At 43.8% G+C, this 15780-nt stretch carries 17 protein-coding genes; all 17 read left to right on the top strand.

Annotated features, from left to right (window positions below; genetic code table 11):
• Positions 1–133 precede the first annotated feature (133 nt).
• The 17 genes from HRQ85_RS19490 (at position 134) to HRQ85_RS19570 (ending at position 15778) form a co-directional block, all read left to right on the top strand.
• Positions 134–691 carry a single-stranded DNA-binding protein gene (locus HRQ85_RS19490; protein WP_017061342.1) on the top strand — a complete coding sequence of 186 codons (558 nt, stop codon included), beginning with the start codon at positions 134–136 and terminating at the stop codon, positions 689–691.
• A 161-nt stretch (positions 692–852) separates the two neighbouring features.
• Positions 853–2868, top strand: a complete 2016-nt coding sequence (gene csrD, locus HRQ85_RS19495; RefSeq protein WP_172380410.1) for an RNase E specificity factor CsrD — start codon at positions 853–855, stop codon at positions 2866–2868.
• A gap of 2 nt (positions 2869–2870) precedes the next feature.
• A complete protein-coding gene (locus HRQ85_RS19500) occupies positions 2871–4313 on the top strand; it encodes an MSHA biogenesis protein MshI (protein WP_172380411.1) in 1443 nt (480 codons plus the stop codon).
• Positions 4313–4960, top strand: coding sequence for a type 4a pilus biogenesis protein PilO (gene pilO, locus HRQ85_RS19505; RefSeq protein WP_172380412.1), 648 nt, complete (start codon positions 4313–4315; stop codon positions 4958–4960). The genes HRQ85_RS19500 and pilO overlap by 1 nt, the downstream gene beginning before the upstream one ends.
• A complete protein-coding gene (locus tag HRQ85_RS19510) occupies positions 4953–5285 on the top strand; it encodes an MSHA biogenesis protein MshK (protein ID WP_172380413.1) in 333 nt (110 codons plus the stop codon). Before pilO ends, HRQ85_RS19510 begins: the two co-directional genes overlap by 8 nt.
• A 15-nt stretch (positions 5286–5300) precedes the next feature.
• The gene (mshL, locus tag HRQ85_RS19515; RefSeq protein ID WP_172380414.1) at positions 5301–6944 is read left to right on the top strand and encodes a pilus (MSHA type) biogenesis protein MshL; all 1644 of its coding nucleotides are present in this window, start codon (positions 5301–5303) and stop codon (positions 6942–6944) included.
• Positions 6945–6997: 53 nt separating this feature from the next.
• A complete protein-coding gene (locus tag HRQ85_RS19520) occupies positions 6998–7837 on the top strand; it encodes an ExeA family protein (protein WP_061039552.1) in 840 nt (279 codons plus the stop codon).
• Positions 7838–7839: 2 nt separating this feature from the next.
• Positions 7840–9015 carry a tetratricopeptide repeat protein gene (locus HRQ85_RS19525; protein ID WP_081230430.1) on the top strand — a complete coding sequence of 392 codons (1176 nt, stop codon included), beginning with the start codon at positions 7840–7842 and terminating at the stop codon, positions 9013–9015.
• Positions 9005–10729, top strand: a complete 1725-nt coding sequence (locus tag HRQ85_RS19530) for a GspE/PulE family protein (RefSeq protein ID WP_061039550.1) — start codon at positions 9005–9007, stop codon at positions 10727–10729. Before HRQ85_RS19525 ends, HRQ85_RS19530 begins: the two co-directional genes overlap by 11 nt.
• Positions 10730–10741: 12 nt before the next feature.
• Positions 10742–11965 carry a type II secretion system F family protein gene (locus HRQ85_RS19535; RefSeq protein ID WP_048657953.1) on the top strand — a complete coding sequence of 408 codons (1224 nt, stop codon included), beginning with the start codon at positions 10742–10744 and terminating at the stop codon, positions 11963–11965.
• A 3-nt stretch (positions 11966–11968) separates the two neighbouring features.
• Positions 11969–12424 carry an MSHA biogenesis protein MshF gene (locus HRQ85_RS19540; RefSeq protein WP_172380415.1) on the top strand — a complete coding sequence of 152 codons (456 nt, stop codon included), beginning with the start codon at positions 11969–11971 and terminating at the stop codon, positions 12422–12424.
• A gap of 79 nt (positions 12425–12503) precedes the next feature.
• Positions 12504–13079: a prepilin-type N-terminal cleavage/methylation domain-containing protein gene (locus HRQ85_RS19545; RefSeq protein WP_048618134.1), complete on the top strand. Its 576-nt coding sequence runs from the start codon at positions 12504–12506 to the stop codon at positions 13077–13079.
• Between the two features lie 35 nt (positions 13080–13114).
• Positions 13115–13609: a type II secretion system protein gene (locus HRQ85_RS19550; protein ID WP_172380416.1), complete on the top strand. Its 495-nt coding sequence runs from the start codon at positions 13115–13117 to the stop codon at positions 13607–13609.
• 148 nt (positions 13610–13757) lie between these two features.
• Entirely contained in the window at positions 13758–14255 is a 498-nt protein-coding gene (locus HRQ85_RS19555) for a prepilin-type N-terminal cleavage/methylation domain-containing protein (protein WP_172380417.1), read from the top strand.
• The gene (locus tag HRQ85_RS19560) at positions 14252–14614 is read left to right on the top strand and encodes a type IV pilus modification PilV family protein (protein ID WP_172380418.1); all 363 of its coding nucleotides are present in this window, start codon (positions 14252–14254) and stop codon (positions 14612–14614) included. The genes HRQ85_RS19555 and HRQ85_RS19560 overlap by 4 nt, the downstream gene beginning before the upstream one ends.
• Positions 14614–15336 carry a PilW family protein gene (locus HRQ85_RS19565; protein ID WP_172380419.1) on the top strand — a complete coding sequence of 241 codons (723 nt, stop codon included), beginning with the start codon at positions 14614–14616 and terminating at the stop codon, positions 15334–15336. The genes HRQ85_RS19560 and HRQ85_RS19565 overlap by 1 nt, the downstream gene beginning before the upstream one ends.
• A complete protein-coding gene (locus HRQ85_RS19570) occupies positions 15326–15778 on the top strand; it encodes an MSHA biogenesis protein MshP (RefSeq protein ID WP_172380420.1) in 453 nt (150 codons plus the stop codon). The genes HRQ85_RS19565 and HRQ85_RS19570 overlap by 11 nt, the downstream gene beginning before the upstream one ends.
• Positions 15779–15780: the final 2 nt, after the last annotated feature.

Raw genomic sequence — 15780 nt, forward strand, 5'->3', positions numbered from 1 at the left:
GAATATCATGATTTGTTACGTTTTTATTCTTTGTAGTGAGGAGAGAATAGGAATGCGATTTATCACTGCAGAAAAGCATGCTATTCTTGTGCGCTAAAATTTTCTGAGACTATGAATTTAGACGGAGCAAATCATGGCTAGCCGTGGAGTTAACAAAGTTATATTAGTGGGTAACCTAGGTAATGACCCTGAAATTCGTTACATGCCAAATGGCGGCGCAGTAGCGAACATTACCATTGCAACGTCAGAGTCATGGCGTGATAAAGCAACTGGCGAGCAGCGTGAAAAAACAGAATGGCACCGTGTTGCTCTGTTTGGCAAGTTAGCGGAAGTTGCTGGTGAGTACCTACGTAAAGGTTCTCAAGTTTACATTGAAGGTCAACTTCAAACTCGTAAATGGCAAGATCAAAGCGGTCAAGATCGCTACACAACTGAAGTGGTTGTTCAAGGCTTCAATGGTGTAATGCAAATGCTTGGCGGCCGTGCTCAAGGTGGTGCTCCTGCTCAAGGAGGTATGGGTAACAACCAACAGCAAGGTGGTTGGGGTCAGCCACAGCAGCCACAACAACAGCAGCAACAATACAGTGCTCCAGCTCAACAGCAGCCAAAAGCACCTCAACAAGCTCCTCAGCAGGCTCAACCTCAATATAATGAGCCGCCAATGGATTTTGATGATGACATCCCATTTTAAGCCCTGTTTTTAATATATTATAAAGACAGTATTAAATTGGAAAAAGCCGCGTTCATCGCGGCTTTTTGTTACCTACAATTCTTAACGCTTTATTTACAACGTCAATTTATAGTATAAGTAGCAATACGGTATAATGTGAGTTGAAAAGGATTTCGTTATTCATGAGATATACCCCGACACTAAAATTGAGCACTCGATTGGTCGCATTTGTCACCGTGATAGTGATCAGCGCGATGTTCATTCTTTTTATTGGTGGCACACTTTCCTTTAAGCGTATTGGACAGGAATATTTAGACCATTATTTGGTTGGCATTGTCGACGTTGTAGATAAAGAGATGGAAGACCCTGACGCCGCGTATTCAATGCAGCGCTGGATGCCTAAGATGTTGCAGGCGAGCAATATTGTTGAGATGAAACTCTCGAACAAGACCGGCATCGTTTATCGTTTCAAAGATACTTCCCCACAAATTGATCCCAATCGTCTTTATGAGAAAAGCTTCATTTTAGAGCGTAATGAAGGCTACCGAATCGAATTTAAAGCGCTTCCTCCTTATATTGGCTACAACTACTCAATGGAAGCTATGTGGTCAATTACTTTAGCTGTCGCATTAGTCCTTTTCTGTCTTGCTCGTGGTGTTCGTTGGTTGAAAGAGCAACTCATGGGTTCTGAGATTTTGGAAGAGCGAGGAAGAATGATCTTGGCCGGTCAGGTTGAAGCTCATGCAAAGGGAGATGAGCGAGAGTGGCCTTATACCGCAAGCGAAGCCTTAGATGTATTAATTGAAGAGCTGCAAGATGCTCGTCAAGAACGAAGCCGCTTTGATACCTTTATTCGTACCCATACCTTCTTAGATAAACTCACGGGAACGGCAAACCGAGTTTTATTCGATAATAAGCTGGAATCGGCACTGCATGAAAGTGGCGCACGAGGCGCTGTGTTACTGATACGTATCGACGAATGGGAGCAAGTTCGTGATGCTAACGATAAGCAAATCACTGACGGCTTTATTATTGAAGTCGGTGAAGTACTGTCGAATATCGTTCAGCGCTATCCCGATGTCATTTTTTCTCGCTATTACGAAGCGGACTTTGCTGTATTTATCCCTCATCAGGGCGCAAAAGATATTGCGACCTTAGCTGCTCAGTGTTTAAGGCAGTTAGATAAGCTAACCCCGCCAGAGCCTTTGGAGTCGGATAACTGGTGTCATATCGGTGTGACCATGTATACCGAAGGTGAGCGTCACAGCCAGATCATGGATGAAACGGAAACAGCATTAAAGAGTGCTCAGTTAGAGCGTATTAATAACTGGAGCCGCTACCCGAAAGAGAATAAGAATGAGCTTGATAGAGGCAGTGTTCGTTGGAGAACATTACTTGATAAAGCGCTGCTTCCTGAAAATTTAGTAATCTTTGCTCAGCGGTGTTATCTTATGCCGGAATCTGGTCAAGCTAATGAATTACATAGAGAAATATTTACTAGAATTCAGGATCCTGATAAAGGTTTATTGAAATCGTCTCGATTTATGCCTGCGGTAGAGCAAGTGGGTTACCAAGCTCAAATGGACCAATCGGTGCTAAAGGTTGTGTTGAAATCGCTGAAAGAATCAACTCAACCTATCAACTATTCGGTGAATCTGAATGTTACCCCGTTTGCTAATAAACAGCACTTTAAGTGGTTTAGGAGTGAGTTGTTACAGCTTTCTGCTCAACACCGCTCTCAGCTTTCTTTTGAGTTTCCAGAAGGGCACTTGATTGCTCATCTTGATTATATGAGACCGGTGGCAAAGATGCTGCGGGGTTTAGGGTGTAAAGTTGTGGTCGGCCAAGCTGGACGAACCATTGTTAGCACTCACTACATCAAGGATTTGAAGGTTAATTATATTAAGCTTCATCGAAGCCTAATTAAGAAAATCGATCAAAGGCATGAGAACCAACTGTTTGTTCGAAGCTTAATTGGGGCGTGCGGTGATTCTCCAACTCAAGTTATTGCCGTTGGAGTCGAGACAAAACAAGAAAAGAATACCTTGATAGAGTTAGGCATTAACGGCTATCAAGGGAGATATTTCGACGAAGAACAACAAATTATCCCTTTGCCTAATCAAGCAGAAAAGGTCGCGAAAGCGGAATCTGTTGTCAAAGTTGGACGAAGAAATCGATGGCGTAAGAGTAGTAGTTAAGAATGAATTTTAAAGCGATTTTAGACAAGATAAAGCCAACGAATAATAAAGGTAGTTCGCAAGTTGTCCTGCTGGGCAATGATGCTATTTATATTTCATCGACAGAACAAGAGCCTCAAGTAGCCAGCATTCCCGTGATTAATGGGGACTGGGAGAGTGCGCTAAAAAAATCGTTTAGCAGTGAGGCGTTTACCAGTCATAGTGTCCAACTGATTGTCTGTGCTAACTACTACCAAACCTACCAAATTGAGAAACCGGACATTCCAGAGAATGAATGGTCGGTAGCTCTGCCTTTTTTACTCAAAGATCTTGTTTCAGAAAGAGTCACTGAAATTACCGCGAGTGCGGTCGCGTTACCAACGTCGAACAAGCTGCAAGTATACGTTCTGCCTAAAAAGCTGTTAGACAAGCTTTTGAATATTGCTAATTCGGCTCAGGTTGAATTAATAGGCGTTGCTCCTGAAGATGAAATCTGGGGTTACAGCGCTGGCGAACTGTCTAATTTCATTCTTTTGCAGCGCAGCGCCAATTCACACTTTAAGTTGGGTGCGTTTGTTGAAAATACCGTTTGTTTTCAAAGAACAATCCGCAGTGTTGTCCCACCTTTAACTGGGGTTGCGTCAAGTGCTCTGCAGTTGGATGGTCTCGCTTTAGAGCTTCAACGCTCGATTGATTACCTTTCTTCGCAAATTAAAGGCACCCAGCTTCACCAGTTGAAAATCTGTTGTGACGAAGAAGATGAAGCAGAGTTACAAAGTGCCTTAAACAGTACATTGAGCTCGACAGTTTCATTGTTGGTTGAAGGTGAGCGTGATAATTCAGAGAGTTTGTTGGTTAAACTCGCAGCGGAAAAAGAGACGTTTAAGGTCAATCTTTACCCAGAACACCTTAAGCCTAAAAAAGAATATTTTACGCTGACCAATGTTGTTGCGAGTTGGGGGGTAGTTTGTGTTTTGCTGCTTGGTGGTTACTTCGCGATGCAGTATCAGGTCTCTAATCTAGATAAAGAACTAACAGCTCTGCAACAAGACTCGAATCAACTTAACAAGCAAGTTAACCAATTGAATAGTAAGTTAACTCAGCATAAACCGTCTCCAGAGAAAGTCGCGGCTGTTGCGCGTCTCAAACGTGAGACTGAGGCTAAAAAAGAGGCTTTGAAGGCGGTTGGGCAATACGACGAATCCCAACAAGTCGGGTATTCTGGCGTCATGAATTCCTTAGCTAAATTAGGCCGAAATGACATCTCTCTTTCGCACATCTACATGACCCACGATACTTTAGATCTTAGTGGCTTGGCTCGTAACGCAAATGTCGTTCCTAACTGGATTGGTCAGTTCAAAAGTGAGCTTAATTTAGTTGGGCGCACTTTTGAAAAACTAAAAATTGGTCGTAATGATCAGGATGTGGTGACGTTCGAGCTAAGCACTCGTCGGGAGAGTAAATAATGCAGCAGTGGAACCAGCTGAGCGATAAGTTTCTTGCATTAAGTCAAAGAGAAAAATGGCTACTTTTTTTGTGTGGATTTGTTGGCCTATCGATGTTGTTGTTCACCTTATTGGTTGAGCCTGCGTATCTCGACCTACAAGCTAAAAATGCCAAGGCGACCAGCCTGACTCAATCGAACCAAAGGCAGCAGGGTGAGTTACTTGTTCTGCAAGCTAAGTTAAACAAAGACCCAGACAAAGAAATTAATCGAGAGTACAAAAAATTGCTGGTGGAGAGCCAAGATCTCTCACTTCAACTTTCGCAGATTGTCGATGGATTAATCACACCTTCTCAAATGTCGCAGTTATTGGAGAGCGTTCTTAACGCCGGTAATGGGCTAAAGCTTGAATCGCTAGAGTCATTAAAACCAGAAGCGATTTCGAACAATAAAGAGACCAGCGAATATTCAGGCTACTTTCTTCACCCTGTAAGAATGGAGCTAACCGGCAGTTACTTTGATATCTCAGCTTACCTTCAAGCACTTGAGTCTCTACCTGTGAGTTACTACTGGCGCACATTTGAATACTCAGTAGAAGAATATCCTAAAGCTCGACTGGTGTTTGAGGTTTATACATTAGGTACTAGACAGGAGTTTATCGGTGGTTAGAACTCTTTTGTTGTCCTTGCTATTTAGTAGCTCTTTTGTGTGGGCTGAGCAAGATCCCACGGCGCCATTAGGCTGGCTTTCACCTCAACAGAAAACGGCGCCTGCTAAGAAAGCACTAACTCGTTATCGCTTGCCTTCTTTAGAGAGCATCGTGTGTAAGGGAGATACGCCTTGCTATGCGATTATGAATGGTCAGATTCTCGGACAAGGGGAAACGATCAGAGGGTACCGAGTTAAGAACATAGATCCAGAATACGTCACTCTGCAGAGAAGCTCTAAGCAGTGGAAATTAGAGATGTTCTCTTTAGATGTTAAGAATAATTAAGGTTAGAGTGAAGACATGCGTAAACTTGTAGTAGCAATCCTAGTGTCATCTTTAGTCGGCTGTTCGATGGGGCATAGAGATCCTGTTGAGATTAAAGAGTCTTTAAACGAGTCAATTAATGAAGCCAATAGCAGAGCGCTTCATGAGCTGCCTTCGTCGGTTCAAGATGACCTTATGCCTCAGCTTTATTCTGACTCTATGTCTCCGGGGATGGAAACGGTTAAGCGTTTTCGTATTCAGGCAAAAGGCGTTGAGGCGAGAACCTTTTTTGCCAGCTTAGTGAAAGGTACGGAGTATAGTGCGGCTATTCACCCAAGTGTGTCTGGAAACCTTACGCTTAATCTAACGGACGTGACGTTAGATGAGGTACTGGCTGTTGCTCAAGATATGTATGGCTACGATATTGAAAAGCGTGGCAAAGTGATTCAAGTTTATCCTGCCGGTCTTCGCACCGTAACGATCCCTGTCGATTACTTACAAGTTAAGCGTTCTGGTCGCTCACTGACGACGATCACCACTGGCACGATCTCTAACTCAGATTCGAATTCATCGAGCTCTTCAAACTCGAACTCGAACTCAAACTCGTCAAATTCATCTAACTCTTCTAATTCATCAAACTCGACATCGAATGGTGGTACAGAGATTGAAACGACTTCTGAAAGTGATTTTTGGCCACAGCTTGAAGCGGCGGTTGCTCACTTAGTTGGCTCGGGCGATGGGCAAAGCGTAGTCGTGACCCCGCAAGCTAGTGTGATTACAGTGCGTGCTTACCCGGATGAAATTCGTGAGGTTCGAGAGTTCTTAGGTATTTCTCAACAACGCCTGCAGCGTCAAGTGATCTTAGAAGCCAAAATCATGGAAGTAACCTTGAGTGATGGTTATCAACAAGGTATTAGCTGGTCTAATTTATCTAAGTCGATTGGTAGTGGTGGTGTGGTTATCGACCGTCCTGCAAGTACTTTACCTCCATTAGATGCGATCAGCTCTTTGTTAGGCGGACAAACTAACGTAACGATCTCAGATGGTAGTTTCGAAGCAGTATTGAGCTTTATGGATACTCAAGGTGATCTGAACGTTCTATCAAGCCCACGAGTCACAGCGGCAAACAACCAGAAAGCGGTTATCAAAGTGGGTACCGATGAGTACTACGTAACAGATTTATCAAGTTCGGTAGGTAGTGGTGATAACGCGAATGTGGCGCCTGAGGTTGAACTAACTCCGTTCTTCTCTGGTATTTCTTTAGACGTGACCCCTCAGATAGATGACAAAGGTAGCGTGTTCTTACATGTTCACCCAGCCGTTATTGAAGTAGAGGAAGAAGTGAAATCGCTCAACCTAGGTTCCACGACGGGCTTGGTGCAACTTCCTTTGGCGAAAAGCTCTATTCGTGAATCTGACTCAGTGATTCGAGCTCGAGATGGCGATGTGGTTGTTATTGGTGGTTTGATGAAATCCAACACCAGTGATGTAACCTCTAAAGTCCCATTCCTTGGTGATATCCCAGCACTTGGTCATTTGTTCCGTAACACCAATCAGTTAACGCAAAAAACTGAGCTCGTGATCTTGCTTAAGCCAACGATCGTGGGTGTGAATACTTGGCAAAATGAGTTGGAGCGTTCACGTGATCTTCTTCAACAGTGGTTCCCTGATGAAGAGTAGTTGCTTACTTTCTCTCTATAGAGTGGCAGTGTCTCACTAAGCTAGGTCGTCGTATGTATCAAGCTCACTTTGGTTTTGAACAACTGCCATTTACCTTAACGCCGAATACCGATTTCTTTTATGGTTTAGCGCCTCATTTCGAAGCGATTCAGACGGTAATCTCGGCGTTGGAAATGGGCGAGGGTGTGATTAAGGTGACCGGAGAGGTCGGCACTGGAAAAACCATGGTTTGCCGGATGTTGGTCAACCACCTACATAACTGTACAGCTCTGATCTACTTACCAAACCCTGTGCTATCAGGGGCTGACTTGCGCCAGGCTGTTGCTACAGAGCTTGGTTTAGCTGTCGATAATGAAGCAACCTTGGTTGATAACATTCAGCATAAGCTTATTGAATTACACAATTCAGGTTTAAGAGTGGTGGCTATTCTTGATGAAGCCCAGGCTCTATCGGATGAAGCGCTCGAAACATTAAGGCTGTTTGGTAACCTTGAAACGGAAGACAAAAAACTGCTGCAGATTGTCTTATTAGGGCAGCCAGAATTGGATGCTCGATTAGAGGCTTACCACCTAAGGCAGTTTCGTCAAAGAATCACATTTAGTTCGACACTAAGGCCACTAACTCTCGATGAAACGGTGGCGTATATTGATAATCGAATCGCTAAATCTGGTGGCAGCCCTGAGTTATTCAGCTTGAATCAAAAAAAGGCGATCTGTCGTTCGTCGTTAGGTATCCCTAGATTGATAAACCAACTTTGCCATAAGGCTCTATTGCTTTCGTTCAGTGAAGATAAGAAAAGTATCGACAACCAACATCTTTTTTCAGCTATGCATGAAACGTACGATGTGTGTAAGCCTAAATTTAAAACGCCAATACTGTGGGGTTGGAATTAATTATGAGCGTCATTAACAACGCCTTGTCTGAATTGGCAAAGAAAAAGTCAGCGACTTCGATTGAAGCGGCAGTCGTACCTAAAGTAAAAACGCGTTCCCCCCTAGTTTGGGTTGTTGCAGGTTTTACGTTGAGCTTAGCTATGGGCGGTTGGGCGATATCGCAAGGCCCTGTGATTGATCAGTCTATTGTTGAGCAGTCAATCTCAACTCGAGATTTACAGGTTCAAGTCTCTGTCGTTGATGATTCAAATGGCATTCAGGAAGTTGCTCAACCTATCTCATCGCCAACTAAGAAATTGGTGACACTAGACTCTGCGAACCTTTCAACACAAAACACAGTAATGGTAAAAAGCGCTCAAGCTAAGCCTAGTGTTTCCGAATCAGTTGTTATGTCTGCCCCAAAAGCGACAAAACAGCAAGCACCAACGAAAGATCTAAGCGCGCCTAAAGCGACTAAAGCTAAAGCTCCCCAGCCGATTTACGTTGCTAGTGTGGCAAAAAAAGATCCCACGCCTATCTCTAATGAGCCTGTAGCCTCTGGTGATTCAGAAAATAACGGAATGTTGATCGAGCAGGTTGAGTTAACTCCGGAACAGCTATCTGTGAATGCACAAGGTCGAGCTCAGAAAGCGCTTGATGCGAACGATCTTACTGGTGCGTTGAAGGGCTACACTGAAGCTCTACGCTACACGCCAAGAAATGAAGATGTTCGCCAGAAACTTGCGATTCTCTATTTTGGTAAAGGCGATACTCGCAAAGCCTATGAGCTTTATCAGTCTGGTATCAAGCTCAACATCAACAGTGAAAAATTGCGATTAGGGTTATCTAAACTGCTGGTTAAAGCGAATCAATCAGAAGCGGCGCTGAGCCCCTTAGTACACATGCCTCCGCATCCAACTCAAGAGTATCTAGCAATGCGTGCGGCGTTGAGCCAAAAATCACAGCAAGAAGAAATCGCACTCGAGAGTTATCAAAAGTTGGTTGAAGTCGATTCAGATAACGCTCGCTGGTGGTTGGGCTTAGCGATTCAGCAAGAACGCCAGTTAGACTTCGCTGCAGCAAAACAATCATATCAAGGTGCGTTGACTAGAGTCGGTATCTCATCTCAATCACAAAGCTTTGTGCGTGACCGATTAAAAATACTCAATGCTTTAGAGGAGAGCGACGATGCAAATTAGATTGAGAAAAAGACTTGGTGATTTGCTTGTCGAAGAAGGCATTATCACTGAGGCTCAAGTTGAACAAGCACTGGCCGCTCAGAAAAGCACTGGGCGTAAGCTGGGTGACGCTCTAATTGAGCTTGGCTTCTTGTCAGAGCAACAGATGTTGAGTTTCTTGTCGCAGCAGTTAGCGATTCCTCTTATTGATCTAAGCCGAGCTGTTGTCGATGTCGAAGCGGTACAGCTTTTACCGGAAGTACATGCGCGTCGTCTTCGTGCATTAGTTATTGGACGCCAAGGTGACACCTTGCGTGTCGCAATGAGTGATCCTGCTGATCTGTTTGCCCAAGAGTCTTTGCTTGGCCAGCTCGGTGATTACGCGCTTGAATTCGTTGTTGCTCAAGAGAGGCAATTGGTTGATGGCTTCGATCGCTATTACCGAAGAACCAAAGAGATCGCCTCGTTTGCTGAGCAGCTTCACGCTGAACACCAAGTTAATGACGCGTTTGATTTCGATATCGCTGAAGAAGACAGTGACGAAGTTACAGTAGTAAAGCTAATTAACTCGCTATTTGAAGATGCCATCCAAGTTGGCGCTTCTGATATTCATATTGAACCTGACTCGAATGTTTTGCGCCTTCGCCAGCGTATTGATGGTGTGCTGCATGAAACACTGCTGAATGAAGTGAATATTGCTTCTGCACTTGTACTGCGCTTAAAGCTGATGGCAAACCTCGATATCTCAGAGAAGCGTCTTCCTCAAGATGGTCGCTTTAATATCCGCGCTAAAGGGCAGTCGGTTGATATTCGTATGTCGACCATGCCAGTACAGCACGGGGAGTCTGTGGTTATGCGTCTTCTTAATCAATCAGCGGGTTTACGTAAGTTAGAAGCGTCGGGCATACCGAGCGATCTGTTGGTTCGTCTTCGTCAACAGCTGCGCCGCCCGCACGGTATGATCTTGGTGACTGGGCCGACAGGTTCGGGTAAAACCACAACCTTGTATGGTGCATTAAGCGAGCTCAACGAACCGGGTAAAAAGATCATTACTGCGGAAGATCCGGTGGAATACCGCCTTCCTCGTGTGAACCAAGTTCAGGTTAACCCTAAGATCAACCTCGATTTCTCTACTATCTTGAGAACCTTTCTACGTCAGGACCCCGATATCATTCTTATCGGTGAGATGCGTGACCACGAAACCGTTGAGATCGGCTTGAGAGCTGCACTGACCGGTCACTTAGTATTAAGTACGCTGCATACCAATGATGCGGTAGACAGTGCGTTGCGTATGATGGATATGGGTGCTCCAGGTTACTTGGTGGCGAGCGCGGTTCGAGCAGTAGTCGCACAGCGATTAGTTCGTAAGGTGTGTACCGATTGTAAGGTTGAGGATGAGTTAGATGAACCTCGCAAGCAGTGGTTGAGCGTCCGTTTCCCTAACCAAGTAGGTGTGCCGTTTATGAAAGGCCGTGGTTGCCAGAACTGTAACTTAACCGGTTACCGCGGGCGAATTGGTGTATTTGAAATGTTGGAGCTAGAGCAAAACATGATGGATGCACTGAGAGCGAATGATGCGGTAGGGTTTGCTCAAACGGCGAGACAGTCTGAAAACTACAAACCGTTACTGGCTTCTGCGATGGAACTGGCTCTGCAAGGTGTCGTGAGTCTTGATGAGATAATGCATCTTGGCGAAGGCGATGCGTCCGGCGCCACTGACCCAATTTATCTGTAGGGGTGGAATGATATGCCAACGTATCGTTATGTAGGTCGCAGCTCTGATGGTAGCCAAGTAAGTGGGCAATTAGACGCGAATAACGAAGATCTTGCTGCTGAAAGCTTGATGAGCAAAGGGATCATTCCAACCTCTATCAAATTGGGTAAAAGTGGTGGTTCAGTCTTAGATATGGATGTATCGAGTCTGTTCTCTCCGAGTGTACCGTTAGAGGTGTTGGTTCTGTTTTGTCGACAGTTATACAGCCTGACCAAAGCGGGTGTACCACTATTAAGATCGATGAAAGGCCTAACTCAAAACTGTGAAAATAAGCAGTTGAAAGCCGCCTTAGAAGAAGTGGTTGCTGAGTTAACTAATGGTCGTGGACTAGCGGCATCGATGCAGATGCATCCTAAAGTGTTTAGCCCATTGTTTGTCTCGATGATCGGTGTTGGTGAAAATACAGGTCGCCTTGATCAGGCATTGCTGCAATTAGCGGGTTACTACGAACAAGAAGTCGAAACTCGCAAGCGAATTAAGACTGCGATGCGTTACCCAACATTCGTGATCAGTTTTATCTTGATCGCAATGTTCATTCTTAACATCAAGGTTATTCCACAGTTCTCAAGCATGTTTGCGCGCTTTGGTGTCGATTTGCCGCTGCCTACTCGTATCTTGATTGGTATGTCTGAGTTCTTTGTGAATTACTGGGGCTTAATGCTCGGCGTGATCTTTGGCCTTATCTTTGCTTTTAAAGCCTGGGTTAAGACAGACAAAGGGCTAGAGAAGTGGGATCGGTTACGCTTAAAAATGCCGGTCATTGGTGGGGTAGTGAATCGAGCACTATTGTCACGCTTCTCACGTACTTTTGCTTTGATGCTTAAAGCGGGTGTTCCACTGAACCAGTCGCTAGCGCTATCGGCAGAAGCCTTAGATAACCGTTTTCTAGAGTTGCGAGTTCAAGCGATGAAGTCGGCCATTGAAGCCGGTAGTACGGTTTCATCGACCGCGATTAACAGCGAAATTTTCACACCGCTCGTGATACAAATGATTTCGGTGGGTGAAGAGACGGGCCGTATTGATGAGCTCTTACTTGAAGTGGCTGATTTTTATGACCGCGAAGTTGATTACGATCTGAAAACCCTAACCGCCAGAATTGAACCCATTTTGTTAACCATCGTTGCGGGCATGGTGCTGATTTTGGCTCTGGGTATATTCTTGCCGATGTGGGGAATGTTGGATGCGATCAAAGGCTAGGGAATGCTAAATAACCTACAACGCTCACGTTTTGTTATTTGGACTGTGGTTATTCTTTTTCTTATTGTCGGTGTGCTTTCGGCATTCAAAACGGTAGAAGAAGAAGCGACTAACACGGCATTTATCGTCGCGAGCAAGCGGATTTTAGAACAAGCCAATTTGTTCAAACAGCAATATTTGTTATCGGGTGTTGGGCAAGAAGAAGGCTCGGAACCCTCAAAGGTCTATAGCAGAACTGGATGGATAATGCCTATCCAAGGTACGAAGCGAGACTGCAACTATTGGCTGGATCAATTATATCCTCAAGGGAACATTTTAGGGCTAAGCTCTCCAAGTATTGAAGATAAAAGTGATAACATACACTTTCACTGCAGCTATCATTATACTGATAAATATCAGATAGATATATTGCTCAAAAGAGAAAGGTTTAGTGTGAAAGCCAATATTTTGGCTTTGTGAAAATATTGACAGTTTTTTTATGGTTTTATACGAGCGTGAATGTATAATGCGCGTTAATAATTAGATGAGTAGGTAGAAAATGCTTAAGAATCAAAAGGGTTTCTCCCTTGTCGAATTAGTCATAGTGATCGTAGTCGTTGGTTTATTGGCGGTTGCCGCCCTACCTCGCTTCTTAGATGTGACAGATGAAGCCAAGAAATCAAGCATTGAAGGCGTTGCTGGTGGTTTTGCGACGGCAGTACTGTCGGCAAGAGCACAGTGGGAAGCAGAAGCTAGGCCATCAGAGAAGATAGGTGTTGAAACATACAATACTGTAAACTATGATGGTGTTGATTTTTGGTTAACAAGATCAAAGAACAGTAACAACGTCGAGACCGACTTTCGTGATGGCTATCCGTGGACTCTGAACAACAATTCGAGCACTGCGCCACAAGATATTTCAGATGAAACATGTTCTGAGTTGATGGAAAACTTGCTGCAAAATCCACCTAAAGTTGGTGCGGTTTCAGATGTCGCTAATGACTCAAATTACAAATATTCAGCGCAAGCGAATTCAGGTGATGCAACCTGTACTTACGTTCAATTAGAAGGTAGTACCGAGCATGAATTTGTTTACGAAATTAAAACTGGTCGTGTGACCGTAACTTTGCAGTAAGTCTGCGTAAAATTAAACATAGAGAGAGCTTAACTATGAAAAGACAAGGCGGTTTCACCCTAATCGAACTAGTGGTTGTAATTGTTATTCTAGGTATTCTTGCTGTAACTGCGGCACCACGTTTCCTAAACCTGCAAGGCGATGCTCGAGCTTCATCTTTACAAGGCTTAAAAGGGGCCATGTCTGGCGCAGCAGGTATTGTATATGGTAAAGCAGCAATTGAAGGTGTTGAGTCTGTAAGTGCTGCTGCTGGTACTGATGTTGATGGGATTATTACGTATTTTGGATACCCAACTGGCACTGCTACAGGTATTGAACGAGCTGTTACTGGTCTAGAAGAAGATTGGGATTCTGCTGTGTCTGGTGCAATTGGCGCTCCTGCTCAATATTATGCTACTTTTACTGCAGACCCTGAATTGACAACTGCAGCTACTATTATTGAAACCGGCTGTTATGTTGTATATACCGAAGCTTCAGGTACTGGTGTTGATGAAGCACCGTCAACAACGGTAGTTGATACAGATTGCTAATATAGATTTTTCTATTGAAGGCCAGCATTTGCTGGCCTTTTTTATTCAAGTTATAAACTAGAATTAGGATTGAAACTCATATTAGAAACCTTCATTATTCTGACTCTATCTTGTAATGTAGAGCTACTAAGAGTTACTTGGGGCATTTATGAATGCAAAGCTAAACTGGGGGTTTACCTTAGTAGAATTAATTGTAGTTGTTCTTTTGCTGGCTATTGTTTCTCTAACTGCGATTAGCCGCTTTAGTGGAAGACAGAGTTATGAATTGTATGCTCTTCAAGAACAGACATCTTCTGTCATCCGACAAATTCAGCTCAATCGAATGCAGTCTAATATGGATATGTCCGTAGCTGGTGCTGAAAGCTTACGTTTAGTGGCTGCGAACAATTGTATCGGTGCACAATCTGCTTGTGACAACACATCTGAAACAAGAAGTGACGTTATCGCTAGTGATGATTATAGTTTCTCATCTGTACCAACCTCTAGCTACACTTCTCCAATCGAATTCAACCTTTTAGGTAACCCTGAAAATACTGCCTCATCGGGTGTTCAAATTACCATCTCATCGAATAATAGTTCCGACAGAGCTTGGGTTTGTATCAATTCTCAAGGTTTTGTTTATCCAAGTAATCAGGTATGCCCATGAAGTACGTAAATAGTGGCTTTACGCTTATTGAGTCGATCATTGTTATTGTACTACTTGGTTTTGCAATGCTCGCATTTTCTACTTTTCTTGCACCACAATCCGCGCTTTCAGGGCAAGTGAATTATTCCAACCGAGCTTCGGCATTAGGTCAAAGTATTATGACCGATCTGTTAGCTCGAGATTACGGAGCGGTGAGCTCTGGTACTCCAATTGAACTCGGCAGCACTTATACTAATTTTGATGTGGATTTGGTCGTTGCCAACGATACGCCAACCGCTTCGATGCAGAAATTTACGTTAACAATCACCGCAAGCAATAATCCTCCTATTACCTTAGTTGCTTATAAAGGGGAGTATTGATGAAAGGGAAAGGATTTACGCTCATAGAGATGATTTTAGCTATTGTCATCTCAAGTATCGTCTTGCTTGGTGTTGCGAATTTTACTGAACTCGGTATGAGAGGCTATTTTGGCTCTGTAGAACGTTTTCGACTACAAACCGAAGCTAGATTTGTATTGGAAAAGCTTTCTCGTGAAGTGAGACATGCTGTACCTAATCTGTTTCCTGCTTCTGTAAGTAGCGGTTGCGTATCATTTTATCCAATTGTTGATTCAGGTTTTTACGCTACCTCGGGGGCCGATATTAATTTCTTAGTTAGTGATACTGGAGCGACAAGTAGTTCATTACAATCTATGTCATTGGTTATCAATCCGACTAGGCCACATACAGATATCAGCAACCTCAATAATATATACCCCCTTGATAGTGTGGTTCCTCCAAGCGTATCTGCTGCATACTTTTCTATTCCAAATGGAGTTAACAATCTTGTTAGTGAATCTGTAGGTAAAAGACACTACATTTTTGACTCAAATAACCTTGTGGAGTATTGCCTTGCGAATAGTAATTTACTAACTCGTAATGGTGTCACAATAAGCGATCGAGTTATGAGTGAGAATAGTACTCTGAGTTATCAACCTGCGGATGTTCAGAGTAACGGTGTTGTTAAGTTGATTCTCGAGTTTGCAGAAAATTATGAGTCCACAGTGTTTGAGCAAGATATACAGGTGATTAATGTCCCGTAAAGCAAGCCAAAGAGGTAGTGCGCTAGTCATGGTCATCTTTGTTATCGTGGTGCTTGGTTTCTTAGCGACAAGTTTGAGTCGAACGAGTTGGTCTGATAATGATTCAAACACTCGAGTTGTACTTGGCACACAAGCTTGGTTACTCAGCCATTCGGTTAATGAGTATGTTATGACTCAGTTTTATCCGGATCCTGATCCTCAGGCTTCTTCTGCCGTTGCTAGTGTTTGTAGCAGCAATGATCTTCAACCAGGAGGTGGGTTTTTTACGGTAGCAAGTTCTATGGTTGATGAAGCTTCAATGAACTGCTCTCTTGAGTTAATGCAGTGTTCTAGCCGGGGAGAGCTTGATGGCTTTGTTTTTTATGTCTTAGAGTCTTCGGTTGTTTGCGGCTCTGGTGTGAGTCAAGTTCAGCGTAATCAAGAAGTTTGGGTGAGAGAGTAATG

The sequence above is a fragment of the Vibrio sp. Vb339 genome (assembly GCF_902751245.1).
GTDB lineage: Bacteria > Pseudomonadota > Gammaproteobacteria > Enterobacterales > Vibrionaceae > Vibrio > Vibrio coralliirubri.

Bases quoted from the DNA above. Each gene is read 5' to 3' on its own strand.
- HRQ85_RS19490 (WP_017061342.1), top strand. From the start codon at position 134: ATGGCTAGCCGTGGAGTTAACAAAGTTATATTAGTGGGTAACCTAGGT.
- csrD (WP_172380410.1), top strand. From the start codon at position 853: ATGAGATATACCCCGACACTAAAATTGAGCACTCGATTGGTCGCATTT.
- HRQ85_RS19500 (WP_172380411.1), top strand. From the start codon at position 2,871: ATGAATTTTAAAGCGATTTTAGACAAGATAAAGCCAACGAATAATAAA.
- pilO (WP_172380412.1), top strand. From the start codon at position 4,313: ATGCAGCAGTGGAACCAGCTGAGCGATAAGTTTCTTGCATTAAGTCAA.
- mshL (WP_172380414.1), top strand. From the start codon at position 5,301: ATGCGTAAACTTGTAGTAGCAATCCTAGTGTCATCTTTAGTCGGCTGT.
- HRQ85_RS19520 (WP_061039552.1), top strand. From the start codon at position 6,998: ATGTATCAAGCTCACTTTGGTTTTGAACAACTGCCATTTACCTTAACG.
- HRQ85_RS19525 (WP_081230430.1), top strand. From the start codon at position 7,840: ATGAGCGTCATTAACAACGCCTTGTCTGAATTGGCAAAGAAAAAGTCA.
- HRQ85_RS19530 (WP_061039550.1), top strand. From the start codon at position 9,005: ATGCAAATTAGATTGAGAAAAAGACTTGGTGATTTGCTTGTCGAAGAA.
- HRQ85_RS19535 (WP_048657953.1), top strand. From the start codon at position 10,742: ATGCCAACGTATCGTTATGTAGGTCGCAGCTCTGATGGTAGCCAAGTA.
- HRQ85_RS19540 (WP_172380415.1), top strand. From the start codon at position 11,969: ATGCTAAATAACCTACAACGCTCACGTTTTGTTATTTGGACTGTGGTT.
- HRQ85_RS19545 (WP_048618134.1), top strand. From the start codon at position 12,504: ATGCTTAAGAATCAAAAGGGTTTCTCCCTTGTCGAATTAGTCATAGTG.
- HRQ85_RS19550 (WP_172380416.1), top strand. From the start codon at position 13,115: ATGAAAAGACAAGGCGGTTTCACCCTAATCGAACTAGTGGTTGTAATT.
- HRQ85_RS19555 (WP_172380417.1), top strand. From the start codon at position 13,758: ATGAATGCAAAGCTAAACTGGGGGTTTACCTTAGTAGAATTAATTGTA.
- HRQ85_RS19560 (WP_172380418.1), top strand. From the start codon at position 14,252: ATGAAGTACGTAAATAGTGGCTTTACGCTTATTGAGTCGATCATTGTT.
- HRQ85_RS19565 (WP_172380419.1), top strand. From the start codon at position 14,614: ATGAAAGGGAAAGGATTTACGCTCATAGAGATGATTTTAGCTATTGTC.
- HRQ85_RS19570 (WP_172380420.1), top strand. From the start codon at position 15,326: ATGTCCCGTAAAGCAAGCCAAAGAGGTAGTGCGCTAGTCATGGTCATC.